Origin of the sequence: Streptomyces sp. HUAS 15-9 (genome assembly GCF_025642155.1) — a bacterium.
Lineage (GTDB): Bacteria > Actinomycetota > Actinomycetes > Streptomycetales > Streptomycetaceae > Streptomyces.
On sequence record NZ_CP106798.1, the window covers coordinates 609,274 to 633,156 of the forward strand.

A 23,883-nucleotide genomic window follows, 5' to 3' on the forward strand; every position below is an offset into this window, starting at 1 on the left:
TCAGCCTCAGCCGGTCGAAGCGGAACGGTGTGAGGATCTCGGGGCGTCGGCCCGTGCGGATGTACTCGGCGAGGCGAGCCCGGTGGCGGGTCCCAGGGTGACGCCGAGCATCCCGTGGCCGGTGGCCGCGAAGGTGTTGTCGTGGCCCGGGAGACGGTCGATGAGCGGGAGGCCGTCCGGGAGGAAGGGCCGACCGCCGACCCACGGATCGCGAATCAGGCTCACCAGGTCGTCGGGGTCGTCGAACCAGCGGCCCAGACAGTGCCGGCTCGCCATCGCCACGGCGACCACGCGGCGCCAGTCGAGACGGTTGTTGTTGCCGCTGTTCATCGGCGGCACCGGAGGCCGGCGCCCCGGTGTCGGCAGGGCCGTCGTGTCCGCCGCCACCGCCGCTCTGCCCGCCCTCATCGCCAACCTGACGCTGGAGCCGGCGCCGACCAGGGTCAACCTCATCGCCGCCGGCTTCGTCGACACGCCCCTGTCGGCCTCACTCCTGGGCGATGAACTCGAGGCCCGGCGCGCGGAGTTGCGCGCCACGTTGCCCATCCGTCGGGTCGTCGGGCCGGCGGACGTCGCCGCCCTGGGCGTACACATCATGTGCAACGGCGCGCTCACCGGCGCGACGTACGGCATCGACGGCGGACAGCAGCTGCTCCCTCGGCGAGCTCCCCTCGGCACACATGGCGACGGACGCCGTTCGGCTACGGCTTCTGCCACACAGAGACATGTGCTCTGCTGTCCGCCGTGAACGGCGCCGCCGTCCAGTCCGCGAACCGCTCGGTCAGTTCGAGTCCCGCGAGCCGGGCCATCAGGTCCAGCTCGGAGGGCCAGACGAACCGGTGGTGGGAGTGAAAGATCTCGGCCCGGCCGTCGCTGATCCGATAGTGGTGGGAGACCAGGCGCTGGTTCACCAAGTCGTAGGTGTCGAAGCCGACATGGTGCTCACCGACGTGGAACGGCCGGGCGGTCTCCCCCGGCGGCAGCCGCTGCAGATCCGGCACACCCACCTCGATCACGAAGCGGCCACCGGGGCGCAGATGGCGAGCGGCGTTGCGGAAGCAGGCGACCTGTTCGTCCTGCGTGAGCAGATTCCCGATGGTGTTGTAGACGAGGTAGACGAGGCTGAACTCGCCCGGCACCCGCACGTCGGCCATGTCCCCCGGCGTCACCGGGATGCCGTCCCCGCCGGGCTTGCGGCGCAACTCCCGCACCATGGGCTCGGACAGCTCGATCCCGGTGACGGACACGCCCCGCTCCCGCAGCGGCAGCGCGACCCGGCCCGTCCCGATCGCGAACTCCAGCGCCGGACCGCCCTCGGCACGCCGGGCGAGGAATTCGACCGTCGGCCCCAGCACCTCCGGCAAGAACATGTACGCCGACGAAGTGTCGTACGTCCGGGCCACTTGCTCGGTCCACACGTCCTGTTCCATGACGCAACACGCTGACACGCCGACGGGTGCACCGCCAACGAATTACGTGTACGAATGACGTCTCCACCGCCCAAGTCGCCCGGCGCACCGGCCTCACAGGCTCAACGTGATGGCAGCGGCAACACCTCCCAGGCCGAGGGCGAACGCGGCCTCGCCCCAACCGCCCGTGCCCCACGGCAGGAACCGGTCGACGGCGAGCCGGCCCGGTCCGATGGCCGCGACGGCCAGGGCGACCACGGTGATGCAGACGTTGTACTCCACGCCGCCGTCCGTCTCCCACAGACCGTGGGCGCCGGTGACGGTCACCATGGCGTTGATCATCACGCCTATCAGCGCCGCGGACGCCAGTGGAGTGAGCAGTCCGAGCGCCAGGCCGAGGCCACCGAGGAGTTCGGACAGGCCGGCCATCAGGGCGAAGAACTTTCCCGGGCGGTAGCCGAGGCCGGCGAACGCCTGACCGACGGCCGTAAGACCATGTCCTCCGAAGATCCCGAACAGTTTCTGCGCGCCGTGCGCGGCCATCAGCAGTCCAATAGTCATTCTGATGAGCAAAAGGCCCCAGTCGGCAGCGGACGACGTCGCTGCGGCGGTCACGTCTTCGTCCTCCGTGGGGCTCGAAGGACGACGCAAGATGTGCTTCACATGCATGGCGATGCTCCGGTAACAACGCCGGAAAGGGCGTTACCCCCAGCTCGGACGGACGCCGAGGCACCGGTCGGCGGTGAGCCCCGCGCGGCACCGCGGGGCGCGGACCACCCCTGCCGATCCTTCCGCACCGGCCATGATCATGCATCTGGGCGGGTGTGGGGGCATGCCGTTCCACGAGTCCCGGATCCGGTCCGGCGGTAGCCTGCTCGTGAGGGCAGCCATGGCCGATGAGGTACGCATCCGGCTCCTCGGCGGCTTCGCTGTGGCGGTCGGGGGCCGCCCGGTCGCCGCCGGGGCGTGGCGGCTGCGCAAGGCCCGGAGCCTGCTGAAGCTGCTGTGTCTGTCACCGGGCCACCGGATGCACCGGGAGCGGCTCTACGACCTGCTGTGGCCGGATCTCGACGGGACGGCCGCGTCGAACAATCTGCACCAGGTGCTGTACGCCGTGCGGCGCGCGCTGGCCTCCGCGGGGGCGCCGGGCGATGTCGTCGTGCTCCGCGACGACATGGTGGTCCTGGCCCCCGACGGCGGTGTACGGATCGACCTCGACGAATGCGACGAGGCGGCCCGGCGGGCCTCGTCCGGCGGCGCCGCCGCGGACTATCGTGCCGCGCTCGCCCTGGCCGAGCCCGGGCTGCTGCCCGAGGACCGTTACGAGCCCTGGGCGGGCGAGGCGGCCGAGGCACTGGAGGCCCGGCGGACCGCCCTCAGGCTGGGACTGGGCGAGGCGCTCGAGCGCGATCACCGCACGGCCGAGGCGATCGACGTACTGCGGGCCCTGGTCGCCGAGGAGCCTCTGCACGAGCCCGGCCACCGGGCACTGATGCGGGTCCTGGCCGATGCCGGGCGCCGCCGGGAGGCACTGGCCGACTACGAGTGTCTGCGGGACGCGCTCCAGCATGACACGGGCGCCGATCCCGACCCGCAGACGCGCGGCCTTTTCCGTGGGCTGCTGGCCGACTCCGTCGAGGCCCGGGAACACCGGCCGCCGGAGCCTCCACGGCTCCATCTGCCGGCTCCGGCGACCGCCCTCATCGGCCGGGAGCGCGAGATGGCCGAGGTGGAGCAGTTGCTCGGACGGAGCCGGCTGCTCACCCTCACGGGGGCCGGGGGCTGCGGCAAGACCCGGCTCGCCCTCGCTGTGGCGGCCCGCCGGGGCGCCGGCTTCCGGGACGGTGCCTGGTTCGTGGACCTCGCCGGGCTGACGGAGACGCATCTCGTCCCCGAGGCGGTCGCCGCGGCCCTGGGCCTGCAACTTCCGCCGTCCGGCGTGGGCCGCGACGCGCTGCTCGCACAGCTGGGCGGCCGGGAGATGCTGCTGGTGCTGGACAACTGCGAGCACCTGATCGACGCATGCGCGACGCTGGCCTCGGAGATCATGGCCCACTGTCCGGGCGTCTTCGTACTCGCGACCAGTCGTGAGCCGCTGCGCAGCTACGGGGAACGTACCTTCAGGGTGCCCTCGCTGGGGCTGCCGGATCCGCACCAGGTGCCGCCCGTGGAGGAACTGGGCCGTTTCGCGTCGGTACGGCTGTTCGTGGAGCGGGCTGCCGACGCGGTCCCCGGATTCCGGCTGACCCCGCAGAACGCGGAGGCCGTCGCGCAGATCTGTTTCCGGCTCGACGGGATGCCCCTGGCCCTGGAGCTCGCGGCGGCTCGGGTGCATGTGCTGGCCCCACGCCAGATCGCGGAACGGCTCGACGACGCCCTGGCCCTGCTCGGCCGGGGCAGCAGGCGCGGCGCGACCCGGCAGGAGACCCTGCTGGCCACCCTGGAGTGGAGCCACCGGCTGCTCGACGACGAGGAACAGTGCCTGTTCCGCCGGCTGGCGGTCTTCGCGGGCGGGTTCTCCCTGGCCGCGGCGGAGGAGGTGTGCGCCGACGGCGCCCACGACATGCCGGTGCTGGACCTCCTCGGCAGGCTGGCCGACAAGTCCCTGGTGTGGGTGGAGCCCCGGCAGGACGAGGTCCGCTACCGGCTGCTGGAGACGATCCGGCAGTACGCCACAGGGCGCCTGCGGGCCGCCGGGGAACTGATGGCGACCGAGGCCCGGCACCGGCGCTTCTACCTGGCACTCGCCGAGGCGCAGGACCGCGAGCCGCCCACCGGAGTCACGGGGGCCACGGCGCTGGAGCTGGAGGCCGACTACGACAATCTCCGCGCCGCCCTGCGCTCCTTCCTGCGCCACGAACCGGACAGCGCGCTGCGCATGGCCGTCGCCCTGCGCATGTTCTGGCCAGAGCGCGGGCGCCTCGCCGAGGGCCGCCGTTGGCTGGAGGACACCCTGGCCGCCGCGCCGGAGCCCACCCCGCAGCGGGCCCGGGCCCTGATGGGGCGGGCCGTGCTGGCGATCCGCCTCGGGGACGCCTCCTGCCTGGAGGACATCGCCGAGCAGATCGTCGAGATCCAGCAGCGGTGGCCGGACCCGGCGGCGCTCGCACGCGCTCACTGCCAGCAGGCGATCCTGCTCTGGATGTGCGGCGCGTGGGACGGCGCCCGCATTGCCCTCGACCGGGCCGGCACGCTCGCCCGCGAGGCGGGCGCCCCCTCCGTCCTCGCCGTCGCCGCGCATCTGGAGGGCGTCTGGGCCGTCTGCCGTGGTGCGGGCACGGTGGCCCGCGAGGCCTGCGGGGAGGGTCTGCGGCTGCTGGACGACGTCGAAGCGAGGGCCGGTCGGTTCTTCCCGGTCATGACCCCCGGATACGCGGTCACGGACGACGCGGCGGGACAGGTCACGGTGCTCTTCGAGGAAACGGTCCTGGCCGGCCGCGTGGTCGGCCCGTCCCGGGCCCGCGGCTACCTCCTGGCGAATCTCGCCTGGGCGAACCGGCTGGAGGGCGACACCGGCGCGTCCATCGCTGCCGCCGAGCGCAGTGCCGACTGCTTCCGTACGCTCGCCGACCCGCACGGGGAATCCCTGGCCCTCAACGCTCTGGGCAACATCCACCGAAGCCGGGGCGATTACGACGCGGCAAGGAAGTTCCTCGACGCGGCACTCGCGATCAGACGCCGGCTCGGCGACCGCCGGGAGGAAGGCATCACCCTCGGCTGCCTCGGGCTGCTCCAGCTCGCCGACGGGGACACCGAAGGCGCGCGGGCGACCATCGCGCATGTCCTCGCGGGCTTCGAGGAGACCGACGACATCCCCGGCACCACCAACAGCCTGCTCCATCTCGCGCACGTGGCCCGGAGCGCCGGTGACACGACACGGGCCCGCACCCTGCTGACCCGCGCCCAGGACCTGGAACACGTCGCCGGTTCGACCTCCGCCAGCGCCTGGGTCCACCTCATGCTGGCGCAACTCCTTCGGCAGACGGGCGACCACGACGCCGCCGAGACGGCCGCCGTCCGGGCCGCCGACCTGTTCACACGCCTCGGCGACACCCGAGGCCCGGCCATCCAGCGGCGCACGCTGTCACCGGCGCCCACCGGGCAAAGCGGCTGCTGAGTGGATGCTAAGAGCCGCTGCCTACGGTCCTGAGTACAGGTTCAAGCACTCACGCTCACACCTACTCACACGCACAACCACTCGCACTCGTACCAAGGAGCCGACCATGTCGATCGACACGGCAAAGGGCGTCCTGGGGGACGCCACCGTCGCCGAACTGGAAGCATGCCTGCGCGGCAGCGTCGTCCGCCCCGGCGACGACGACTACGACCGGGCCCGCGCCGTCTGGAACGCGGCCCACGACAAACACCCGGCACTGATCGTGCGCTGCGCGGGGACCGCGGACGTGATGCGCGCCGTCGAATTCGCCCGCAGCCAGGACCTGCTGGTCGCCGTGCGCGGCGGCTCCCACAGCATCGCCGGGTTCTCGACCTGCGAGGACGGCATCGTCATCGACGTGTCGCCGATGAAGGGCGCCATCGTCGATCCCGTACGCCGCCGGGTGCTCGCCCAGGCAGGCCTGACCTGGGGCGACCTCGACCATGAGACGCAGGCCTTCGGCCTGGCCGTCACCGGCGGCCTGATCTCCACGACCGGTATCTCCGGCTTCACGCTCGGCGGCGGCGTGGGCTGGCTCCTGCGCCGCCACGGACTGACCTCCGACAATCTGACGGCGGCCGAGGTCGTCACCGCGGACGGCAGCGTGGTGCGCGCGGACGAGCGGGAGCACCCCGAGCTCTTCTGGGCCCTGCGGGGCGGCGGCGGCAACTTCGGCGTCGTGACCTCGCTCGAGTACCGACTGCACCCGGTCGGACCCCAGGTCCTGGCAGGCCTGATCTTCTATCCCCTCGATCAGGCCCGGCAGGTCGTCACGGGCTGGCGCGAGCTGACCGCAAGCATGCCCGACGACCTGACGACGCTGATCAACCTGACCACGGCACCCCCGCTGCCCTTCCTGCCCCCGGAGGTCCACGGCACCCGCATCGCGGTGCTGGCCGGGATGTACGCGGGCGACCCCGCGGCCGGTGAGGCGGCCGTCGCTCCGCTGCGGAGGCTGGGGACACCCATCGCCGACGTCATGGGCCCCATGCCGTACACGGCCATGCAGACACTGCTCGACCCGCTGTGGACGGCAGGTGCCCACAACTACTTCACGTCGGCGTTCATCGAGCCCTCCGACGCCGCGCTCGACGCCGTACTGCGCCGCCATCTGACGACGCCCACGCCCGCCAGCGAAGTGCATCTGCACCAACTGGGCGGTGCTTTCGCCCGGGTGCCCGCCGAGTCCACGGCGTTCAGCCAGCGGGACCCGAGCATGCTGTGCAACGTGGTCGCACGTTCCCCCGACGCGACGGACTTCGACTCGCATGTCACATGGGCCCGCAATACCCGCGAGGAGATCGCACGCCACGGACGCGGAACGATGTACGTCAACTTCACCGGCGACGGCGCCGAGGACAAGGTGCGCGCCTCGTATCCGGACGCGGTCCACGAACGGCTCGTGCGGGTCAAGGACACCTACGATCCCACGAACCTGTTCCGCCTGAACCAGAACATCCGCCCCTCGGTGGGCAGTCGGAGCTGAATGTCACGCCCCGTCACTGTCCCATCATCATCATGGTACAGGTGACCGTGGTCTTCCCGTTGGGAGTCTTGACGACCCACTTGCTCCCACTGAGGCCGCCGAGGTCGAACCGCCCCATCTTGCTCGTGGAGACGGTGCCCGAGGAGGAACCCGAGTAGGTAACCTTGGTGCCACCGGGGAATCCCACGCCCCAGACGTGATACTTGCCGTTCGACTCCTTTTCCACATGACATGCCGCGCGGGACGTGGCGCCGGGCGCGACACCGGTGGAGGCGTGTACGGCGGCCGCGGGGCCCACCGCGAGCGCGGGGGCGACGAGGAAGGCGAGTGCTGCGAGACGAGTCCGGTTCATCATTCAACCTGCTTTGGGTGCTGTCGACGCGACCGGTGGGACGTGACGGCTCCGTCACCCGCGGCAGCGGTCGCAGAGAACACCGAGGGCGGAATCCTCGCTCCATCACGCCGTGCGCGTATCACCCCACATGGACGACGCATGCCGTTCGCTTCCCGAGGCATTTTGTGAGGTCCGATACGGCTCCCATCGTATCGTCCAGCATGTCGCGCAGCATCTCGCGGATCAGAAGAACACGGCGTCAGAAGAACCAAGGTGGCTGTCAGACAAGGTCATTCACCGCTTCCCCGGTCCGGCCTCTCGTAGGTCATGAACCAGTGGCTGTCGAAGTAGCGAGCGGTCGAGCAGGGGTGCGACGGGTCGGTGAGCAGGCGGTGGACGAACTCGGCGGTGGAGCCGTCGAAGCGGTCCCACTCGCAGTGGGCGTCATCGGCGACCAGGATGGGCCAGCAGTCGGGGTCGGCGCCCTCGGTGACCCAGTAGAACGACGTCCTCTGCTCGGTTCTCGCCCACTGCAGCAATCCACCGGAGGCCGGATACACGCGGTACGGATCCCACGGGCCGTATCCGTCGGAGTCGGCGGCCCGAGCCCAGAACTCGTTGAACTCGGCGATGTCGAGGCCCCCCGGGACCCCGCCGGGCAGCAGGAGACTGAGGTAGCCGTCGAAGGCACCGCCCCCGAACCGCTCCACCAACTCTTTGTAGTCTCCTGGCAGCACGGTTCCCAGCCGTGTCTCGGCCGTGGACCAGTCGACCGGGTCGATCCGTTCCGGAGACCATCCGGTGACGGCCACGACACGGTCCACCCAGGAAGCATCCTCCGGCAGCTCCGGCAGCCCGTCCGGCAGCGCGATGACCCGCCCGGCGACCAGCACGACAGGCCGCACATCCACGCCGGCCCGGACCGTCCCGCAGCCGATCCAGCGGTCGGCGTATGTCCACACGCGCATCGAGACGAGTCGGTCCCCGAAGGGGGCCAGTAGGGATGCTCCGGCTCGTTCGCTCGACGTGGGATCCACATGTCCGTCCGCTGCCAAGGTGCGTGACCGCGCGTAACGGCCGCTGAGTATCTCGCCGAAGGCGGCCGGGTCGATGTCCTCGTCCGCCGTCAGGCACATGTGCCCCGTCGCATGACCGACCTGGTCGCACACCAGGTCCTGTCCGCCCCGCGCCACCAGCAGGTGAACGGCCGCGAGCAACTCCTGTTCGTCCATGGCCAGGCAGTGAAGCACACAGCACCGACACCGAAGCCCGAGCCCTCGGCTGCCCACGAGCACCTAAAGAAACGGCGTCTTCCGGAACCCGCCGCATACGGAGCCCCTCTGCAGAAGTGACGCTGCGCAGCGCCCGCGTCCTCGGCCGTCCCGACGCCGAAGGCGGGTGGACAGGAAGGACGGATCGTGCGGAACCGGGAGACGGCGGAGGCCGTGCCCAGGGACGGGGCGCGGATCGGCCGGATCGGGCGCTATCCGGTGCGGTGGCACAACGTGCTGCTGACCGTCTGGACGGCCGTGTGGTTCGTCGTGGCCGAACGCCATGGAGGCGTGTCCTGGCACTATCTGAGAACCGGCCAGCAACTGCTGTTCAACCAGGTGCCCGGCGGCGGCCTCGCGCTCTACGCCAACCACCCCGAACTGCAGATCGGCCCGGTCAGCTTCCTGGTCGCCGGGCTGTTCGCACCGTTCCCCGCCGACATGGGCGAGAAACTCGCCGACGCCTTCATGTCGGGCCTCGGCCTGTACCTGCTGGTGATGGTCGGGCGAGCCGCCGCCGACCACTACCGCGGCACCGGACTCAACCACAAGCGCCTCCAGCAGCGCGTGCTGATCGCCGGCGCGGCCTTCATCCCCATGTGGGTGGAGGTCTCGGTGCGATTCGCCCACCTCGACGACGTCCTCGCGCTGTTCTTCACCGCGCTCGCCGTGCGCGCGCTGGTCCGCGGCAAGGCCACCGCCGTGGGCGTGTTCCTGGCGCTGGCGGTCGACTCCAAGCCCTGGGCGGTCGGCTTCCTGCCCCTCCTTCTGGCGCTGCCGCGCCCCACGCGGCTGCGCGCCACCGCATGGGCCCTCGGCCTGGTGGCCGTGGCCTGGCTCCCCTTCTACCTCAGCCACATGGAGACCCTGGCCGCGGCCCGCTTCACCATCCCCAACCAGCCCGCGTCGTCCCTGCGCTGGTTCGGTGTGTACGACACCGCCACCCCCTGGTGGGACCGTCCCGCCCAGATGGCCCTCGGCCTGACCCTGGGCGCGCTGGCCGTGCGCCGGGACCGCTGGCCGGCGGTCGTCCTGCTCGCCGCCGACGCCCGCATCGTCCTGGACCCCAGCGTGTACACGTACTACAACGCCTCGGTCCTCCTGGGCACCCTGATCTGGGACTCGATCGGCCAACGCCGGCTGGTCCCCTGGGTCAGCTGGATCGCCCTCATCTCGCTGTACGGCAGCGCCCTGCTGATCCCCTCCGCCCCCACCCGCGGCCTCATCCGTCTCGCCTTCGCGGTGGGCTCCGCCGCGTACGTCCTGTGGTGGCCCCAGCGCAGACCCCGGGGCAAGCGGGGCGGCAGGCGGTCACAGGATCCGCCGACGATCCCAGCGGCGGTCACCCATGACTGCCTCCCCGGGCACGCACGGTGAGGTCCTGGTTCTCCTCGAACTCCCGCTCGGAGAACAGCCGCTGCACGGCGAGGTCGACAACAAGCCGCGCGGCACGAGCCGGCGGTAAACTACCTGGGTGCCCGGGATGTCATGCGGCCGTGAACACCACCGACCTCGGTGAGGTGGAGCGATGAGCACGGACTTCGACGTCGTGGTCCTGGGCGCCGGCCCGGGCGGATATGTGGCGGCCATCCGCTGCGCCCAGTTGGGACTTCGTACGGCCATCGTGGAGGGCCGGTTCTGGGGCGGTGTCTGCCTCAACATCGGGTGCATCCCGGCCAAGGCCCTGCTGCGCAATGCCGAGGTCGCGCAGTTGTTCCTGCATGACGCGGAGAAGTTCGGGGTCGAGATCAGCGGGGATGTCACGCTGGACTACCGGACCGCGTACGAGCGAAGCCGTGTGGTTGCCGAGGGGCGCTCGAAGGGCGTCTCCTATCTGATGCGCAAGAACAAGATCACGCAGTTCGAGGGCCAGGGCACCTTCCTCGACCCCCACACTCTGCAGGTGCGGATGAGCGACCGCGAGGAAACACTGTCCTTCCGGTCCTGCGTCATCGCCACCGGTGCGACCGTGAAGCTGCTTCCCGGCACCAGGCTCGGCAAGCGGGTCGTGACCTACGAGGAACAGATCCTCGCCGACCACCTCCCCACAAGCCTGATCATCGCGGGCGCGGGCGCCATCGGAGTCGAGTTCGCCTATCTGTTGCGGTGCTACGGCGTCGAGGTGACGTTGGTCGAGTTCCTGGACCGCATCGCACCCCTGGAGGACGAGGAGGTCTCGGCGGAGCTCACCAAGCGCTTCAGACGACTCGGGATCAACATACTGACCTCCGCGCGCGTCCAGTCCATCGAAGAGACCGAGGACCGCGTCCGGGTCGTGGTCGAGCAGGGCGGTGTCCCCCAGGTCCTGGAGGCGGAGAAGGCACTGCAGGCCACCGGCTTCCAACCGCGTACCGCCGGCTACGGCCTGTCCAGCACGGGGGTACGACTCACCGAGCGGGGCGCCATCGACGTCGACGGACACTGCCGTACCAGCCGGCCGCACATCTACGCGATCGGCGATGTCACGGCGAAGCTGATGCTGGCGCACACCGCCGAGGCGATGGGCGTCGTCGCCGCCGAGAGCGTCGCCGGCGCCGAGACCATGGAACTGGACTACCGCATGGTCCCACGGGCCACGTTCTGCCAGCCCCAGGTCGCCGGCTTCGGCTGGACCGAGAGCGAGGCCCGCGCCGAAGGCTTCGACGTGCGCGTGGCGAAGTTCCCGTTCACCGCCAACGCCAAGGCGCACGGATTCGGCGACACCGTCGGATTCGTGAAGCTGGTCTCCGACGCCCGCTACGGCGAACTGCTCGGTGCCCATCTGATCGGCCCGGACGTGACCGAGCTCCTGCCGGAACTGACCCTGGCTCAGAAGTGGGACCTGACAGTGACCGAGCTGATCAGGAACGTCCACGCGCATCCGACGCTGAGCGAAGCCGTCCAGGACGCTCTGCACGGCCTCGCGGGGCACATGATCAACCTCTGACTCACCCCCTACTCTGCTCGCATGTCGCGGAACGAAAGCATGGTGCGGCTCATCGCACCACCGACCGCCCCCGTCGACGCCCACGGCGACTGGGCCGCCGTCGAGCGCGAACCCGGCGTGCGACTCCCCGACGACTACAAGTGGCTGGTCAGCACCTACGGGTGGGGGGAGTTCCGCGATTTCCTCAACCTGCCGACGCCGTTCGGGACGAACCGGCACCGGTCACGGCGTTTCGAAGTCGCCGGGCGGCCCTTCCGGAGTCAGGGCCGCGGCCTGTCGGTGGCATGGGCGTCGGCGAAGTCCCAGACCACGGGGAGGAATTGCTCGGGCGTCTCGGTCTGGGGCATGTGGCCGGTGCCCTGCAGCAGACGGAACTCCGCATCGGGGATGCCCAGCGCGTACGCGCGTCCGTACTCGGCGTCCACGACCTGGTCGCTCGCGCCCCACGCGACGAGGGTCGGGTGGGCGATCTTGGCCAGTCGGTCGGGCAGGGTGGGGTCGGCCATGGCGTTCGCGCCCGAATAGACGCGCAGCGTGGCACGGTTGACGGCCATGACCGCGCGCTGCGCCTCGGAGAGTGTGCTGGGGTCGAAGCGGAACTTCGAGGGGTCGTGGAAGGAAAGCCGGGACAGCTCGACGGGAGTCAGGGAGAAGGCGTCCGCGATCGGGTGGCCGGGGACGTCGATACCGACGGCGTTGACGAGGGTGACGCTGCTGATCCGGTCGCTGCCCAGCGCCGCCAGTTCGGCGGCGATCCAGCCGCCGACGGAGTTGCCGACGACGGCGACGTCCCGCAGGTCGAGCGTGTCGAGCAGCCGTGCGTAGACCTGGGCCAGGGTCGTGACGTCGGTCAGCCAGTCGGGACGGTCGGTGCCGTCGAAGCCGGGATGGACGGGGGTGAACACCCTGGCCGGACGCTGCTCGGCCAGGAGTTGGGCGAACGGGGTGACGGTCTGCGGACCGCCGCCTCCGTGCAGGAGCAGGAAGGGGTGCCCCTGCCGGCCCTGGAGGTCCACGGTGACGTCGAGGGCGCCCTGGTCGAGGGTGAGAGTGTGGCTGCTGCTGGTCATAGGAGGCTCCTGAAGTGGGCGGCCGCGACGGGCCACGTCAAGGGGAAGGGGCAGGTGGGCCGGGGCCGTCAGGCGTAGTCGGTCGTGGGAACGGTGGCGTAACGGCTCATCACCGCGACGGTCGACTCCGGGGTCAGCTCCTGGCCGCCGGCGATCATGTCCCGCAGGTCCCGGAAGTACTGCACATACAGGTCGGGAGTGAAGGTGTTGAGCATCACGGCAGGCTCGTCACCGAGGTTGGCGAAGGTGTGCGGAGCACCGGGCGGGATCATCACGAGCGTGCCCGCCGGGGCCACATGGGTCGTGTCCCCGACGGTGAAGTGCACGGTGCCGGAGACGACGTAGAAGCCCTCGTCGTGCTGGGTGTGTCGGTGCTGCGGTGGCCCCTGGGTGTGCGGGGCGAGGGTGATCTCGCCGATCCCGAGGCGGTGCCCGGTGGTACTGCCGTCCTCGAGGATGCGCATCTGTGTCGGGCCCAGCTGGATCGTCTCGCCGTCGTCCGGGCCGACCACGGAAACCTCACTCATCACTGCCTCCTTCGTGAGAGCTGACTCTCATGAGAATAGTAAGGTTGAGTATCGTTATGCAAGTTGACTCTCACGATAAGGGTTGAATGCTAGGATGAGGGTGAACCTACAGAAGGAGAGGTCCCAAGATGACGGCGCAGGCGGGCACCGGCCGCACCAACCAGAAACAGCGCACCCGCACGGCGATCGTGGCGGCCGCCCGCGAACTCATCGGCACGGGCACCGAGGTGAGCATGCCTCTGATCGCCCGCACGGCCCTGGTCTCCGAGGCCACCGCCTACCGGTACTTCCCCGACCTCTCCTCACTGATCAGCGAGGCCCTGGCCGGCGCGTGGCCACCCCCCGCCGAGGCGCTCGCGCCGGTCGACGACTCCACCGACCCCGTCGAGCGGATCGCCTTCGCCTGCGAGTTCCTGCTCCGCGGCATCATCGCCCGCGAGGGAGCGGTACGGGCGATGATCTCGGCCACCATCACCCGCCCCGATGCCGCAACGACCCGCCCCGGCATCCGCTTCGGACTGATCGACCACGCGCTCCTGCCACTCGAAGGCACCCTCGGCGCAACGGACTCGGAAGCCTTCGCACAGCTCAAGCGGGACCTCGCGGTGACCGTGAGCGCCGAGGCGCTCTTCACCCTCACCGACCTGTGCGGACTCGACCCCGACGCGGCGATCGACAGCGCCGTACGAACGGCGACGACGCTCACGGCGGCCGCGGTCCGCTCACTCGGCCAGAGGTAGTCGGCCAGAGCTCAGCCGCGCGGACCGGCGGCTGGCCCCTTCCAGTGACTGACGGACGACGCGCGAATAGATCGCATGTCGCCGAGGTACAGCGTCTCCGCCGTGAGATCCCGGACTCGTGAGGAGACCAGCCGTGTACGCAGCCGTCAGACGGTACGAAGGAGTGACCGATCCGGCCGAAGCGGGGCGTCGGGTGAGCGAGGGTTTCGTGCCGCTCATCCGTCAGATCCCCGGCCTCCTGGCCTACTACTGGGTCGACGCCGGGAACGGAGTGATGATCTCGACCAGCGTCTTCGAGAACGAGGAGGGGGCGCATGAGTCCATCAAGAAGGCGGCGGTCTTCGTACGGGACCACCTCGCACCGCTGCTCCCCAACCCTCCCCAGGTCATGTCGGGCCAAGTAGTGGCCTTCGCGTAGCGCAGGAGGCCGCGGTCCGCCCTCACTGACGTGCTTCACGTGGCGGACGACACATGATTCGACGATTGCCGAGGAGGGCCACGAGGAAGCCATACAAGGGGACCCCCTCGGTCCCCACTGGGACTCTCGCGCGGGCAGGGGGCACAGTGGTTGACAAAACGCGTGAAGAGGACGCCGTCCATGACATCGTGGAGCGTCTGAAGAGTGCCTTCAGCGCGACACACAGCCTTGCCGAGATCGAGGCGGCGGTAGCCGATGCGCACGCGTCATTCACCGAACGACCTGTTCGCGAATTCGTCCCCGTGCTGGTCGAGCGCAAGGCGAGGGCGAGGCTCCTCGAGTCCTCCGGCTGAAGGGCTCGCCGACCGCTCCGAAATCGGTCGCGGCACCTCTCACCCTCGTGGAACGATCCTGTCGTGCGTTTGATCACCGACGGAGTCACCCCAGTTCCGCGACTGGTGCTGGTCGATACGTTCGAGACGGATGGCGGCCACTTCTGCGAACTGGCCGATCCGCTCTTCCTGATGGCCGGCGATCTGATCCTGTTCGACGGCGGGAACCTCAGCGTGACGCGAGCCGACGGCACAACGTTCACGCCTGCTGGTGCGTGGGGGGTGCGCTGCATCCCACTGCGCACCACGCATCCCATTGAGCCCGCCGAGTCCGCCCAGGCGACCGCATGAGCCGGCCCACGCACGGCACGCTGCATCACGTCGAGCTGTGGGTGCCCGACCTTCAGCGTGCACTCGCCTCGTTCGGCTGGCTGCTTCAGGCGCTGGGTTACGCCGTCCACCAGAGCTGGGACGGCGGTCGCAGTTGGATGCTCGGGCCGACCTATCTGGTCATCGAGCAGTCCCCGGCCCTCACAGCCGAACGGCACGATCGCTGCCGCCCGGGACTGAACCACTTGGCCTTCCACGTCGAAGACGCCACCGCGGTCGAGAAGCTGGCTGCCGACGCCACTGAGCATGGCTGGCAGCTGATGTTCCCCGAGCGGCATCCATACGCCGGCGGCGGACAGCACTACGCCGCCTACCTGGAGAACGACGACGGCTTCGAGGTCGAACTCGTCGCGATCAACCCGACCGAACGAAACTGAGGGCCTCCGGTTGCCGACGGCCCACCGCCCCGAGAGGCTGTGTGAAGCATGCCGAAAGCCACCTACGGGAGTGCACCATGACGCAACTCGGTCTGCTGGCACACATCGAGGCCAAGCCGGACTACGCGGACCAGGTCGAACGACTGCTGCGCGAGGCGGAGCAGCTCGCGCGGCAGGAGTCGGACACCGTCACGTGGTTCGCGTTCCGCCAGGGCCCCACCACCTTCGGCATTTTCGACGCCTTCGACGACGAGCAGGGCCGTCAGAGCCATCTGCAGGGCAGGATCGCCGCCGCGCTGATGGAAGTCGCCCCGGAGATGCTCGCCGAGGCGCCCGACATCAAGCCCGTCGACATTCTGGCCGACAAGCTCCCCTGAGCGGCCACCGCACCGGCGCGACCGGGGAAGGCCCTTCCGCCGCCGGAGTTGTCATGCACACGCCAGAAGAAGCGCCGACACTCCGACGCCTGGCCAGGCAGGACGCGGCGGACGGCAGCGCGCATAGTTGGCACCTGACGGAGACGATCCACCAGAGCCGAAACGGAGAGTGCGGGTGACCACGCCGCCGATCGACTACCGGGCGCTGTTCGCGGCCACGCCCAGCCCGCACGTCGTGCTGGACCCCGGCCTGGTGATCGTCGACGTCAACGAGGCCTACTGCCGCGTGACGGGGCGCACCCGGGACGACCTTGTCGGGCAATACCTCTTCGACGCCTTCCCGGACAATCCAGAAGACCCCGATGCCGACGGGATGCGCAACCTCAACGCCTCGCTCCACCGTGTACTGCACTCGCGCGAGGTGGACCCGATGGCCGTACAGAAGTACGACATCCCCGCGGCCGGCCGGCCAGGAGCGTTCGAGGAGCGCTGGTGGTCGCCGATCAACACTCCCGTACTCGGGCCGGACGGACAGGTGGCATGGATCATTCACCGGGTGGAGGACGTCACCGAGTTCGTGCTGGCCCACCCGTTCCCCCCGCGGTCGGGCCAGACGCTCAGCGAGCGGGAAGCCATGGAGGCCGAACTGTACGCGCGGGCCCAGGAGCTCCAGCAGCTGAACGAGGAGCTGCGCCGGGCCCACGCCCGGGAACGCCAGGTCGCCGTCACACTCCAGGAAGCGATGCTGCACTCCCCCGATCTGGCCCGGCACCCCGATGTCGTCGTGCGTTATCTGCCCGCCTCCGAGGGGCTGAACGTGTGCGGCGACTGGTACGACGTGGTGGACATGTCGCAGGACGCGTTCTCCCTGGCGGTCGGGGACGTGGTCGGCCACGGGCTGGAGGCGGCGGCCACGATGGGCATGCTGCGCAGCGCGCTGTCCGCCGCCGTCCGCGCGCTCAGCGAGCCCGCCCAGGCGATGGAGGTGCTGGGCCTGTATGCCCGCTCGGTGGAGGGAGCACTGGCCACGACCGCCGTCAAAGCCGTCATCAACACCCGTCATCAGCACATCACCTACAGCAGCGCGGGTCATCTCCCACCCGTCCTCGTGCACGCCGACGGCACGTTCGTCCTCCTCGACCAGGCCACCGACCCTCCCCTGGGAGCCCGCCCCCTCCATGTCCCCCGCCCGCAGGCCGCCGTGCCCTACAAGCCCGGTGACACGCTCGTGCTCTACACCGACGGCCTCATCGAACGCCGCGACGAGGACATCGACACCGGCCTGCGGCGCATGACCGACATCCTCGGCGACAACGCCCGCCTCACCCCCGACCATCTGGCGGACACCCTGCTCGCCCGCCTCGGTGTGAGCAGCGGCGGTACCGACGACATCGCCCTGATCGTCACCCGCCTGTAGCCGGGCCTGCGGCCCGGGCACTCGCTGAAGCCGGTCAGCCGCTGGTCTGCGACGGTCGGCTCGGTGGTGTCAGAACCGAATGTCCGGGTCCTGGAGGACCACGCGCAGTCTGTCCTCGGCATGGTCGGTGTCGAGTTCGGGGCAGAACCAGACGTTCTGTCTGGGGGCGGCGGCCGGGTCGTCCGAGACCATCACCCAGAGCAGCAGACCCCAGAGCACGGTGGGTGAGTGACCAGCCCGTCGAGCGCCCAGACCGACCGGTACGGCCGCGCCGATGCGCCGTGGCGGCGGGCTGTCCAGGTCGGGCAGTGTGAAGTCGGAGGCGTCATGCCCGGCGAGGACCAGTGGGGTGTCCTTGACCTTGAGCCAGTGCACCTCGATGCCCTGCGCGACGCGGTCGAGCGCGACCGCCAGCCACCCCCGCACCGTCGCTTCCGGATCGGGGAGCCAGTTCAGCGGGCCGTCGGGGTCGGTGGCGTGGCTCAGATCGTCCCGCGGAGGGCCGTACTCGGGGTTCTCCACAAACTCCCCCACCACATTGCCTTCCCTGTCCACCAGCCACCAGCGTCGTATGGACTCCAGCGGTGCCCAGGTTTCCGAGGCGTACTCCCCGTCGATCTCGAATATCCAGCGATCCCCGTTGTCGCCATGGCTCGGCAGCGGCAGGTTCCGCAGCCCTTCCGGCAGCGTCGCCGGCGGCCATGCGTCCCGCGGCGAGTCCGGTCTCCGTCTGCGCCCGAAGATGCCCATGCCCTGCCCCCACCCCTCGGCCGGTCCAACCGGCCGGGCGTGAACATCCCTGCCCATGAGGGCGCGGGGATAGGCCTGGCCGCCGAGGCCGAGCGCTTGCGAACGCCCGCGCAGTCCTCCACACGAAGTACGCATACCTCGGCGCGGCGCGCCTTGGTGGCCGTAGCGTGATGACGCTATCCGATCCCCATCCGAATCGATCATTCGTGGAGCAGGAATGGGCAACGCCGACACGGTCATCGCCGTACTGCGCACGGGACACGACGCTCTCGCCTCGTCGGTGTCCGGATTCAGCGACGAGGACCTGGCCCGGCCGTCGGGCGCGGCCGAGTGGGACGTCTCGCAGGTGCTCAGCCACCTCGGCAGCGGTGCCGAGATCGCGCGGGCCGGGGTCGAAGCCGCCCTCGAGGGCGCGGCGAACCCCGGCTCCGACTTCAACCACTCCGTCTGGGACAAGTGGAACGCCATGACGCGGCGGGAGCGCGCCGACGGCTTTCTCGAGGTGGATCAATCACTGACCGCACTGTACGAATCCCTGGACGCCGGCACCCGCGACAAACTCCGGATCGACTTGGGCTTTCTGCCCGCCCCCGTCGACGTGGCGACGGCGGCGCGGCTTCGCCTGAGCGAGTTGACGCTGCATTCCTGGGACATCCGCGTCGCCTTCGACGAGCAGGCCGCACTGCCCACCGACGCCGCCGCGGCGCTCCTGCACGGAGAACCGGACCTGCTCGCCTGGACCGGCAAGGCCGAAGTGCTCGAGGGCCGACATGCGGCCCTGCGCGTCACGACGACCGAGCCCGCTTCCGACTTCGTCCTGCGGCTGCGGACGCCGATCAGCGTGGACTTCGACATGCCCGAGCGAGCCGACGGCACACTGGTCCTGCCCGCCGAGGCATGGCTGCGGCTGGTCGCCGGCCGGCTCCCCGCCCGGTACACACCCGACGGCGTGGCCACGACGGCCGCCGCCGATCTGGATCTGCTGCGCCGCGTCTTCCCCGGCTACTGACGCACGCGGTGAACCGGATCTAGTCGCCCGTCCGCCCGTCGGCCATCTCGCGCAGGATGTCGAGGTGGCCGTTGTGGCGGGCCGTCTCCTCCACGAGATGCAGCAGGATCCAGCGCAGGTCGACGGCGCTGCCGTCGTGCCGCTTCCTCCGGGCCTTGGTGTCCAGGTCGTGCGCGGCGACCAACTCGTTGTACCGCACGGACTGTTCGGCGTACTCGTCGAGCAGTTGCGACGGCGGGAAGTCGACGGCTATGCGCATCTCACGGTCGGGGTCCTCGTCGGTCCAGGGGCCCTTGTCCTCTTCGCCGAGAAAGACGACCTGGAACCAGTAGTACTCGACCCAGCGCAGATGGTTGATCAGACCGCTCATGGTCATCAGCGGCGAGCCGGGCAGGAGCGCCTTGCGGGCGTCCTCTTCGGAGAGGTCCTCGCACTTCGCGCGCGCGGTGGCGCGGACGTAGTCGAGGAAGGTGGTCAGCTGAGTGCGCTCGTCCCAGGCGGGAGGCGTATCGGTGCGTGTCATCTCCCGGAGCATCTCCCGGCGGGCGCCGCCGCGTCGAGAGGATTTCCGAACACGTCGGTCTTGCCGGTGGATTGCTGAGCAGCCGTAGCGCCGGTTACGGTCAACTCCCCCTCCTCGAACAGGCGTGCGCGGCATCCGCATGCTCCGCGCATGAAATTCTCCCGGTCACGCGGTCGCAACAACGCAGGGCAGACGACGAGCTCCCCTTTGGCCCAGGCACTTCGTCGGTGAGGCCACCTGGTCCGCCCTGTCCGGCAAGGTCCCGCACGTCCGCATCGGCCAGCACGCTGTCATGGCCGTGTACCAAGCCGGGCGCTACGCCGAGGCGGAGACCGAGGCCCGCGCCGTGGCCGAGGCCCGATCCCGGCTGCGCGACGACATGTACGCACCACTGGCGCTGAACCTCGCCGCGATCGCGACGTGACGCTCTGCTGCCCGTCTTCGGCAGGATCTTCGGCGCCGAACACCCGCAGACCCTGAAACTGCGCTCGGACCGCGCCCAGACGCCGACCGCTCTCGCCCGGCACGCCGAATGCGAGGCGGAGTGCGCGGCCGTCGCCCGTGTCGCGGCCCGCGGCACGGGGCCGGAGATGCCGTTCGTAGCGGCGGCCGCCCGCAACGGACAGATCTACGCCCTCGACGCGCAGGACCGCCACGAGGAGGCCGAGGCGCTCGCTCGTGAGGCCCTCGCCGCCCATGACACCCCGGATCGGTTCAGCCTGGTCCTGCGGCTCGGCCTGGTGCGAAGCCTCAACGGTCAGGCCCGCCACGAGGAGGCGCTCGCCGAAGCGGAGCGCGCCGACGGGCTGCGCCGCCACCGGCCCCAGGAACAGCACCGTCCGGAGACCGGCGCCGTCGAGCTGACCCTGGCCACGGCCCTGCTGGGGCTGGGCCGTGACACCGAGGCCCGCATCCGGGCCGCGGCCGCCCACGACGCCTCTCTGGCCGCCTTCGGCCCGGCTCACCGCCGCACCGCCGAGGCCCGGGCACTGCTCGACCGTATCGACGGCGCCTGACCGGCCACTGAGGACTCTGCCGCACGCGCCGCAGAGGCTGCGACCGGAAAGCCGAACTAGTGTTGGTGTGTGAAATACGACTTTCCTGACGATCTACGCAAAGCACAGAACGATCTCGAACAGGTGCGCGGCGATCTAGCCTGCCTGATCGCGCGGCTGCCGTATTCCGTGGAGCCCATCGAGGCCTGGGAGCGCCCGGAGGGCTACTGGCGCGACGGCTCCCCCGCCTACCCCGACTCCCCCGGCTGGACCCCCGAGGAGCAGTCGCAGGTCGCCGCACTACGCGAGCGGGAGCAGGAACTCGCCGTCACGATCGTCACCCACACCTACTGGGGCACGCTCGAGCCCGCCGAACGCCCGGCCGCCCGCGACGCACTCAAGCACGCCCAGGACGCCTAGGACCGGCAGGACCAGCGGGCTCGGCCGCCAGGAGGACCAGGCCCAACGCGAGGACGGCCAGCCCGGACCAGGAGACGGCCAAAAGACGCTCACCCAGGACGGTGACGCCCAGGACCGCCGCGACCGCGGGCTCGGCCAGGGTCAGCGACGTGGCCACCGACGCGGGGGTGTGGCGCAGTCCGTGTCCGAAGAGCCGGTAGGCGAGGCAGACGGTGAAGACGGCGAGGTACACGGCCACCGCCGCGCCGCGCGGGGTGGCGAGCCAGCGCACGTCGGTGAACACGACGACCGGGAGGACGAGCAGCCCGGCCGCGCCGAACAGGGCGCCCATCACCGCATCGGACGTGTGACGGCGCGCGATGAGCCTGCCGCCGATCAGCGAGTAGACGGCGTACGACAGCCCCGCGCACACCGCGAGCAGGACTCCCGTCAGGTCCACCGGCGTACCTTCCCCGGCCAGTTCGGGGCCGAGGACGAGGAGCGTGCAGCCCACCACGGCGGCAGCAGTCGCGCCGGTCCAGCGGGCGGTCGGTCGGGCCTGCCCGGTGATCCAGGACAGCAGCCCGGCGAAGACCGGCGCGCTGCCCAACGCGATCACGGTGGCCACGGCCACGCCGGTACGCGCCACTGCCGGGTAGAAGGTCACCGGATAGCCGGCCACCGCCAGTGCGCCCAGGACGATCAGCCATCGCTCGGCACGTGTGCAGGCGGCGGGCAGGGAACGGGCGCTGCGCGAGGTCAGGAACAGCAGGATGCCGCCGAGGGTGAGACCGGCGCAGCCGATGGCCGCCGGAGCCGCGCCGGACGGTGCCAGGGAACTGACGGTCCCGGTCGTGCCCCAGAGTACGGCTGAGGCGAGGATGGGCGCGGGGCCCCCGAGGAGACCGGTGCGTGAGGGGCGCGGGGCCGCGGTGGCCGGGCGCGCGGGAGTCAACCGGGAGCCAGCTTGAAGATCACCGGGTTCGCGATGGGAGCGGCGCTCGCCGGGCCCATCGCAACCTGGTCGCTTCCGGGCGCTCTGGCGGTGGCCGCATGTGTGGCGGTCCTTGCGGCACTCGCCTTCTTCGCATTTCCCTCGGCCGCGTTCCCGTCGGCCACCTGATGCAGGTGGCCGCCACGGGCGTCAGCCGAGGGGGTTGCTCGTGTCGCGCAGGACGGCGAGTACGGGGGCGTACATGCGGGCCTTGATGGTGCCGAGGGTGTCGCCCGCCTTGCCCGACTGGGCCTGAGCCGTCTCGACGGCGGCCGTCCGCACGGCGTCCTCGGCGACGGCGCGGTCGACGATGCCGGCGGCCGCCGCGTCCTGGCCGCCGTAGCGACGGCCCGTGACCATGGCCTCATGGGCGGTCTGCGGGGCCAGCCGGGCCTGGATGAGCGCGGACATGCCCGGGGTGAAGGGGATGCTGATGTCGACCTCGGGCAGACACCAGAATCCGCGGTCGGCGCGCATCACACGGAAGTCGTTGGCCAGGGAGAGCATCGCCCCGGCGGCGAAGGTGTGTCCCTGCAGCGCGGCCACGGTGATCACCGGCAGCGACAGGAACCGGGCGAAGAGCTCGTGCACGGACACGACGTATTCCTGGTACTCGTCGCTGTGGGCGAACAGCCATTCCAGATCAAGGCCGTTGGAGAAGAACTTGCCCGTGGCGGCGGTCACCAGGGCGCGCGGCCCCTCCGCCTTCTCCACCTCGTCCAGGGCGTCGTTGACGGCGGCGATCCAGTCGGGATGGAAACGGTTCTCGCCCTCTCCGAGGTCGAGGATGTAGACGCTGTCCTGGCGGTCGAGTGCGGGCATGGTGGCTCCTCGGGTCGGGTGGGGTCGGTACGACGGGTCAGTGGGGTCGAAATGGCCCGGGCGGCGGTCACGGTCGCGGACCGCGGTCCGTGTCGGGCCGGTCCCGCAGGGCGTGGACCAGCAGGTCGTCGATCTCGGCGGCGGCCGCGTCCAACGGAGCGGTGCTTCGCTCGGCCCGGCACATGATCACCGCGCCTTCGACCGCGGCGATGACGAACGCCGCCAGCCGCCGGCCGCGCTCTTCGCTCAGGCCGTGGCGGACGAACAGGGCGGCCAGCGCCTCCTGCCAGCGGGCGAACACCTCGCCGGCGGCGCGGGCGAGTTGCGGGGCCTCGTCGTTGGTCTCCACGGCCACCGCCACGATCGGGCAGCCGGCCCTGAAGTCACTCTCCACGAGCCGGTGGCGCCACAGCGCGAAGAAGGCGTCGACCGCCTTCAGCGGATCCTCGGCCTGCGTGGCGGCGTCGATGACACCCGTGATGAAGTCACCGGCGAGCGCCACGGCCTCGTCGATCAACTGCACACGCCCGCCCGGGAAGTGGTGATACACCGAGCCACGCGGGGCACCACTGTGTGCGAGGACCCGGTCGATGCTGGTCGCGCCTGCGCCGTATTCGCGCAACAGGGCAGCGGCACTGAGAACCATGCGCTCCCGGCTGTCGCTCTTTCGCGGACTCACCTCGCAGACGCCCCTTCCGAGTGATTACCCGTCGGTAACTTATGTTGTATGGCATAGAACATGCAAGACCCCGTCCGGCCTAACAGCACGTGCGCGCCCGGTGGAGCACCGCATGTGATGGATGCACCCCCACCTTCGACAAGGGAGACCACATGCGCATCCGCACCGCCGCCGTGACCGCCGTCCTCACGGGCGCCCTCGCTCTCACGGGCACCACGGCCGCCTTCGCCGCCGACCCCGGTCCCGTCGGCGCCGCCAGCGACAGCCCGGGCGTTCTCTCCGGGAACGTGATCCAGATTCCCATCGACATCCCGGTCAACCTGTGCGGCAACACCCTCGACATCCTCGCGTTCATGAACCCGACTTCCGCCAATACCTGCACCAACGGCTAGCACGGCCGAACAGACCTCCCGCCGGACCGGCGCGGGAGGCCGCAGGTCGGCACCGAGGCCCCGGACCCGCGACGGGTTCGGGGCCTCGTT

General features: G+C 70.3%; 30 protein-coding genes. 18 read left to right on the plus strand and 12 right to left on the minus strand.

Annotated elements, in window-relative coordinates:
- Positions 1-6 precede the first annotated feature (6 nt).
- The gene (locus tag N8I87_RS02675; protein WP_317633442.1) at positions 7-330 is read right to left on the minus strand and encodes an FAD-dependent oxidoreductase; all 324 of its coding nucleotides are present in this window, start codon (positions 328-330) and stop codon (positions 7-9) included.
- Here N8I87_RS02675 and N8I87_RS02680 point away from each other — a divergent pair.
- Complete coding sequence (locus tag N8I87_RS02680) at positions 317-748, plus strand: SDR family oxidoreductase (RefSeq protein WP_317633443.1); 432 nt, start codon at positions 317-319, stop codon at positions 746-748. The genes N8I87_RS02675 and N8I87_RS02680 overlap by 14 nt on opposite strands.
- Here N8I87_RS02680 and N8I87_RS02685 read toward each other — a convergent pair.
- Positions 702-1,430, minus strand: a complete 729-nt coding sequence (locus tag N8I87_RS02685) for a class I SAM-dependent DNA methyltransferase (protein WP_411577183.1) — start codon at positions 1,428-1,430, stop codon at positions 702-704. The two genes, N8I87_RS02680 and N8I87_RS02685, sit on opposite strands and share 47 nt — an antisense overlap.
- Positions 1,431-1,523: 93 nt before the next feature.
- On the minus strand, positions 1,524-2,078 hold the full coding sequence (locus N8I87_RS02690; RefSeq protein ID WP_411577184.1) for a DoxX family protein: 555 nt from the start codon (positions 2,076-2,078) through the stop codon (positions 1,524-1,526).
- 220 nt (positions 2,079-2,298) lie between these two features.
- Between N8I87_RS02690 and N8I87_RS02695 the strand changes: the two genes are divergently transcribed.
- Complete coding sequence (locus N8I87_RS02695; RefSeq protein ID WP_263205095.1) at positions 2,299-5,526, plus strand: ATP-binding protein; 3,228 nt, start codon at positions 2,299-2,301, stop codon at positions 5,524-5,526.
- Between the two features lie 106 nt (positions 5,527-5,632).
- The gene (locus tag N8I87_RS02700) at positions 5,633-7,051 is read left to right on the plus strand and encodes an FAD-binding oxidoreductase (protein WP_263205096.1); all 1,419 of its coding nucleotides are present in this window, start codon (positions 5,633-5,635) and stop codon (positions 7,049-7,051) included.
- Positions 7,052-7,064: 13 nt separating this feature from the next.
- Here N8I87_RS02700 and N8I87_RS02705 read toward each other — a convergent pair whose 3' ends face one another.
- Positions 7,065-7,406, minus strand: a complete 342-nt coding sequence (locus N8I87_RS02705; RefSeq protein WP_263205097.1) for a hypothetical protein — start codon at positions 7,404-7,406, stop codon at positions 7,065-7,067.
- A gap of 269 nt (positions 7,407-7,675) precedes the next feature.
- Positions 7,676-8,617: an SMI1/KNR4 family protein gene (locus N8I87_RS02710; protein WP_263205099.1), complete on the minus strand. Its 942-nt coding sequence runs from the start codon at positions 8,615-8,617 to the stop codon at positions 7,676-7,678.
- Positions 8,618-8,803: 186 nt separating this feature from the next.
- On the opposite strand from N8I87_RS02710, the gene N8I87_RS02715 reads away from it, so the two are divergent.
- Entirely contained in the window at positions 8,804-10,033 is a 1,230-nt protein-coding gene (locus tag N8I87_RS02715; RefSeq protein ID WP_411577185.1) for a hypothetical protein, read from the plus strand.
- 151 nt (positions 10,034-10,184) lie between these two features.
- A complete protein-coding gene (lpdA, locus tag N8I87_RS02720) occupies positions 10,185-11,582 on the plus strand; it encodes a dihydrolipoyl dehydrogenase (protein WP_263205100.1) in 1,398 nt (465 codons plus the stop codon).
- A 260-nt stretch (positions 11,583-11,842) separates the two neighbouring features.
- On the opposite strand, the gene N8I87_RS02725 is transcribed toward lpdA, so the two are convergent.
- Both N8I87_RS02725 and N8I87_RS02730 read right to left on the minus strand, forming a co-directional pair.
- On the minus strand, positions 11,843-12,652 hold the full coding sequence (locus N8I87_RS02725) for an alpha/beta fold hydrolase (RefSeq protein ID WP_263205101.1): 810 nt from the start codon (positions 12,650-12,652) through the stop codon (positions 11,843-11,845).
- 68 nt (positions 12,653-12,720) lie between these two features.
- Entirely contained in the window at positions 12,721-13,179 is a 459-nt protein-coding gene (locus tag N8I87_RS02730; RefSeq protein WP_263205102.1) for a cupin domain-containing protein, read from the minus strand.
- Positions 13,180-13,307: 128 nt separating this feature from the next.
- Between N8I87_RS02730 and N8I87_RS02735 the strand changes: the two genes are divergently transcribed.
- From N8I87_RS02735 to N8I87_RS02765, 7 genes are all read left to right on the plus strand, one after another.
- On the plus strand, positions 13,308-13,919 hold the full coding sequence (locus N8I87_RS02735; RefSeq protein ID WP_263205103.1) for a TetR/AcrR family transcriptional regulator: 612 nt from the start codon (positions 13,308-13,310) through the stop codon (positions 13,917-13,919).
- 133 nt (positions 13,920-14,052) lie between these two features.
- Entirely contained in the window at positions 14,053-14,337 is a 285-nt protein-coding gene (locus tag N8I87_RS02740) for a hypothetical protein (RefSeq protein WP_263205104.1), read from the plus strand.
- Positions 14,338-14,483: 146 nt separating this feature from the next.
- Positions 14,484-14,690, plus strand: a complete 207-nt coding sequence (locus N8I87_RS02745; RefSeq protein WP_263205105.1) for a three-helix bundle dimerization domain-containing protein — start codon at positions 14,484-14,486, stop codon at positions 14,688-14,690.
- Between the two features lie 63 nt (positions 14,691-14,753).
- Complete coding sequence (locus N8I87_RS02750) at positions 14,754-15,020, plus strand: hypothetical protein (protein ID WP_263205106.1); 267 nt, start codon at positions 14,754-14,756, stop codon at positions 15,018-15,020.
- Complete coding sequence (locus N8I87_RS02755; RefSeq protein WP_263205107.1) at positions 15,017-15,436, plus strand: VOC family protein; 420 nt, start codon at positions 15,017-15,019, stop codon at positions 15,434-15,436. The genes N8I87_RS02750 and N8I87_RS02755 overlap by 4 nt, the downstream gene beginning before the upstream one ends.
- Before the next feature lie 77 nt (positions 15,437-15,513).
- Positions 15,514-15,813 (plus strand): putative quinol monooxygenase, encoded by a 300-nt coding sequence (locus tag N8I87_RS02760; RefSeq protein WP_263205108.1) that lies wholly within the window; start codon positions 15,514-15,516, stop codon positions 15,811-15,813.
- Positions 15,814-15,988: 175 nt separating this feature from the next.
- A complete protein-coding gene (locus tag N8I87_RS02765; RefSeq protein WP_263205109.1) occupies positions 15,989-17,230 on the plus strand; it encodes a SpoIIE family protein phosphatase in 1,242 nt (413 codons plus the stop codon).
- Between the two features lie 69 nt (positions 17,231-17,299).
- Here N8I87_RS02765 and N8I87_RS02770 read toward each other — a convergent pair whose 3' ends face one another.
- The gene (locus N8I87_RS02770; protein ID WP_263205111.1) at positions 17,300-17,980 is read right to left on the minus strand and encodes a hypothetical protein; all 681 of its coding nucleotides are present in this window, start codon (positions 17,978-17,980) and stop codon (positions 17,300-17,302) included.
- Positions 17,981-18,197: 217 nt separating this feature from the next.
- Between N8I87_RS02770 and N8I87_RS02775 the strand changes: the two genes are divergently transcribed.
- Positions 18,198-18,989 carry a maleylpyruvate isomerase N-terminal domain-containing protein gene (locus N8I87_RS02775; protein WP_263205112.1) on the plus strand — a complete coding sequence of 264 codons (792 nt, stop codon included), beginning with the start codon at positions 18,198-18,200 and terminating at the stop codon, positions 18,987-18,989.
- Between the two features lie 19 nt (positions 18,990-19,008).
- Here N8I87_RS02775 and N8I87_RS02780 read toward each other — a convergent pair whose 3' ends face one another.
- On the minus strand, positions 19,009-19,512 hold the full coding sequence (locus N8I87_RS02780; RefSeq protein WP_263205113.1) for a DinB family protein: 504 nt from the start codon (positions 19,510-19,512) through the stop codon (positions 19,009-19,011).
- A 292-nt stretch (positions 19,513-19,804) separates the two neighbouring features.
- On the opposite strand from N8I87_RS02780, the gene N8I87_RS02785 reads away from it, so the two are divergent.
- The 3 genes from N8I87_RS02785 to N8I87_RS02795 all read left to right on the plus strand — a co-directional run bounded on the left by N8I87_RS02785 (position 19,805) and on the right by N8I87_RS02795 (position 20,927).
- Positions 19,805-19,936, plus strand: coding sequence for a hypothetical protein (locus N8I87_RS02785; protein WP_263205114.1), 132 nt, complete (start codon positions 19,805-19,807; stop codon positions 19,934-19,936).
- A 166-nt stretch (positions 19,937-20,102) separates the two neighbouring features.
- On the plus strand, positions 20,103-20,528 hold the full coding sequence (locus N8I87_RS02790; protein WP_263205115.1) for a hypothetical protein: 426 nt from the start codon (positions 20,103-20,105) through the stop codon (positions 20,526-20,528).
- Between the two features lie 69 nt (positions 20,529-20,597).
- The gene (locus N8I87_RS02795) at positions 20,598-20,927 is read left to right on the plus strand and encodes a DUF8825 domain-containing protein (RefSeq protein WP_263205116.1); all 330 of its coding nucleotides are present in this window, start codon (positions 20,598-20,600) and stop codon (positions 20,925-20,927) included.
- On the opposite strand, the gene N8I87_RS02800 is transcribed toward N8I87_RS02795, so the two are convergent.
- On the minus strand, positions 20,905-21,861 hold the full coding sequence (locus N8I87_RS02800) for a DMT family transporter (RefSeq protein ID WP_263205117.1): 957 nt from the start codon (positions 21,859-21,861) through the stop codon (positions 20,905-20,907). The two genes, N8I87_RS02795 and N8I87_RS02800, sit on opposite strands and share 23 nt — an antisense overlap.
- A 12-nt stretch (positions 21,862-21,873) precedes the next feature.
- Between N8I87_RS02800 and N8I87_RS02805 the strand changes: the two genes are divergently transcribed.
- The gene (locus tag N8I87_RS02805) at positions 21,874-22,029 is read left to right on the plus strand and encodes a hypothetical protein (RefSeq protein ID WP_263205118.1); all 156 of its coding nucleotides are present in this window, start codon (positions 21,874-21,876) and stop codon (positions 22,027-22,029) included.
- Positions 22,030-22,050: 21 nt separating this feature from the next.
- Here N8I87_RS02805 and N8I87_RS02810 read toward each other — a convergent pair whose 3' ends face one another.
- Positions 22,051-22,722, minus strand: coding sequence for an enoyl-CoA hydratase-related protein (locus N8I87_RS02810; RefSeq protein WP_263205119.1), 672 nt, complete (start codon positions 22,720-22,722; stop codon positions 22,051-22,053).
- A 67-nt stretch (positions 22,723-22,789) separates the two neighbouring features.
- Positions 22,790-23,368: a TetR/AcrR family transcriptional regulator gene (locus tag N8I87_RS02815; RefSeq protein ID WP_263205120.1), complete on the minus strand. Its 579-nt coding sequence runs from the start codon at positions 23,366-23,368 to the stop codon at positions 22,790-22,792.
- A 185-nt stretch (positions 23,369-23,553) separates the two neighbouring features.
- Here N8I87_RS02815 and N8I87_RS02820 point away from each other — a divergent pair, with 185 nt between their 5' ends.
- Positions 23,554-23,793, plus strand: coding sequence for a chaplin (locus N8I87_RS02820; RefSeq protein ID WP_263205121.1), 240 nt, complete (start codon positions 23,554-23,556; stop codon positions 23,791-23,793).
- The last annotated feature ends 90 nt before the right edge of the window (positions 23,794-23,883 follow it).

Excerpts from the sequence above, each read along its gene's own strand:
- N8I87_RS02770 (WP_263205111.1), bottom strand. The coding sequence starts at position 17,980 with ATGGGCATCTTCGGGCGCAGACGGAGACCGGACTCGCCGCGGGACGCA.
- N8I87_RS02815 (WP_263205120.1), bottom strand. The coding sequence starts at position 23,368 with ATGGTTCTCAGTGCCGCTGCCCTGTTGCGCGAATACGGCGCAGGCGCG.
- N8I87_RS02780 (WP_263205113.1), bottom strand. The coding sequence starts at position 19,512 with ATGACACGCACCGATACGCCTCCCGCCTGGGACGAGCGCACTCAGCTG.
- N8I87_RS02820 (WP_263205121.1), top strand. The coding sequence starts at position 23,554 with ATGCGCATCCGCACCGCCGCCGTGACCGCCGTCCTCACGGGCGCCCTC.
- N8I87_RS02790 (WP_263205115.1), top strand. The coding sequence starts at position 20,103 with ATGCCGTTCGTAGCGGCGGCCGCCCGCAACGGACAGATCTACGCCCTC.
- N8I87_RS02735 (WP_263205103.1), top strand. The coding sequence starts at position 13,308 with ATGACGGCGCAGGCGGGCACCGGCCGCACCAACCAGAAACAGCGCACC.
- N8I87_RS02695 (WP_263205095.1), top strand. The coding sequence starts at position 2,299 with ATGGCCGATGAGGTACGCATCCGGCTCCTCGGCGGCTTCGCTGTGGCG.
- N8I87_RS02685 (WP_411577183.1), bottom strand. The coding sequence starts at position 1,430 with ATGGAACAGGACGTGTGGACCGAGCAAGTGGCCCGGACGTACGACACT.
- N8I87_RS02705 (WP_263205097.1), bottom strand. The coding sequence starts at position 7,406 with ATGATGAACCGGACTCGTCTCGCAGCACTCGCCTTCCTCGTCGCCCCC.
- N8I87_RS02755 (WP_263205107.1), top strand. The coding sequence starts at position 15,017 with ATGAGCCGGCCCACGCACGGCACGCTGCATCACGTCGAGCTGTGGGTG.
- lpdA (WP_263205100.1), top strand. The coding sequence starts at position 10,185 with ATGAGCACGGACTTCGACGTCGTGGTCCTGGGCGCCGGCCCGGGCGGA.
- N8I87_RS02675 (WP_317633442.1), bottom strand. The coding sequence starts at position 330 with ATGAACAGCGGCAACAACAACCGTCTCGACTGGCGCCGCGTGGTCGCC.
- N8I87_RS02775 (WP_263205112.1), top strand. The coding sequence starts at position 18,198 with ATGGGCAACGCCGACACGGTCATCGCCGTACTGCGCACGGGACACGAC.
- N8I87_RS02810 (WP_263205119.1), bottom strand. The coding sequence starts at position 22,722 with ATGCCCGCACTCGACCGCCAGGACAGCGTCTACATCCTCGACCTCGGA.
- N8I87_RS02760 (WP_263205108.1), top strand. The coding sequence starts at position 15,514 with ATGACGCAACTCGGTCTGCTGGCACACATCGAGGCCAAGCCGGACTAC.
- N8I87_RS02725 (WP_263205101.1), bottom strand. The coding sequence starts at position 12,652 with ATGACCAGCAGCAGCCACACTCTCACCCTCGACCAGGGCGCCCTCGAC.
- N8I87_RS02700 (WP_263205096.1), top strand. The coding sequence starts at position 5,633 with ATGTCGATCGACACGGCAAAGGGCGTCCTGGGGGACGCCACCGTCGCC.
- N8I87_RS02710 (WP_263205099.1), bottom strand. The coding sequence starts at position 8,617 with ATGGACGAACAGGAGTTGCTCGCGGCCGTTCACCTGCTGGTGGCGCGG.
- N8I87_RS02730 (WP_263205102.1), bottom strand. The coding sequence starts at position 13,179 with ATGAGTGAGGTTTCCGTGGTCGGCCCGGACGACGGCGAGACGATCCAG.
- N8I87_RS02785 (WP_263205114.1), top strand. The coding sequence starts at position 19,805 with ATGGCCGTGTACCAAGCCGGGCGCTACGCCGAGGCGGAGACCGAGGCC.
- N8I87_RS02690 (WP_411577184.1), bottom strand. The coding sequence starts at position 2,078 with ATGCATGTGAAGCACATCTTGCGTCGTCCTTCGAGCCCCACGGAGGAC.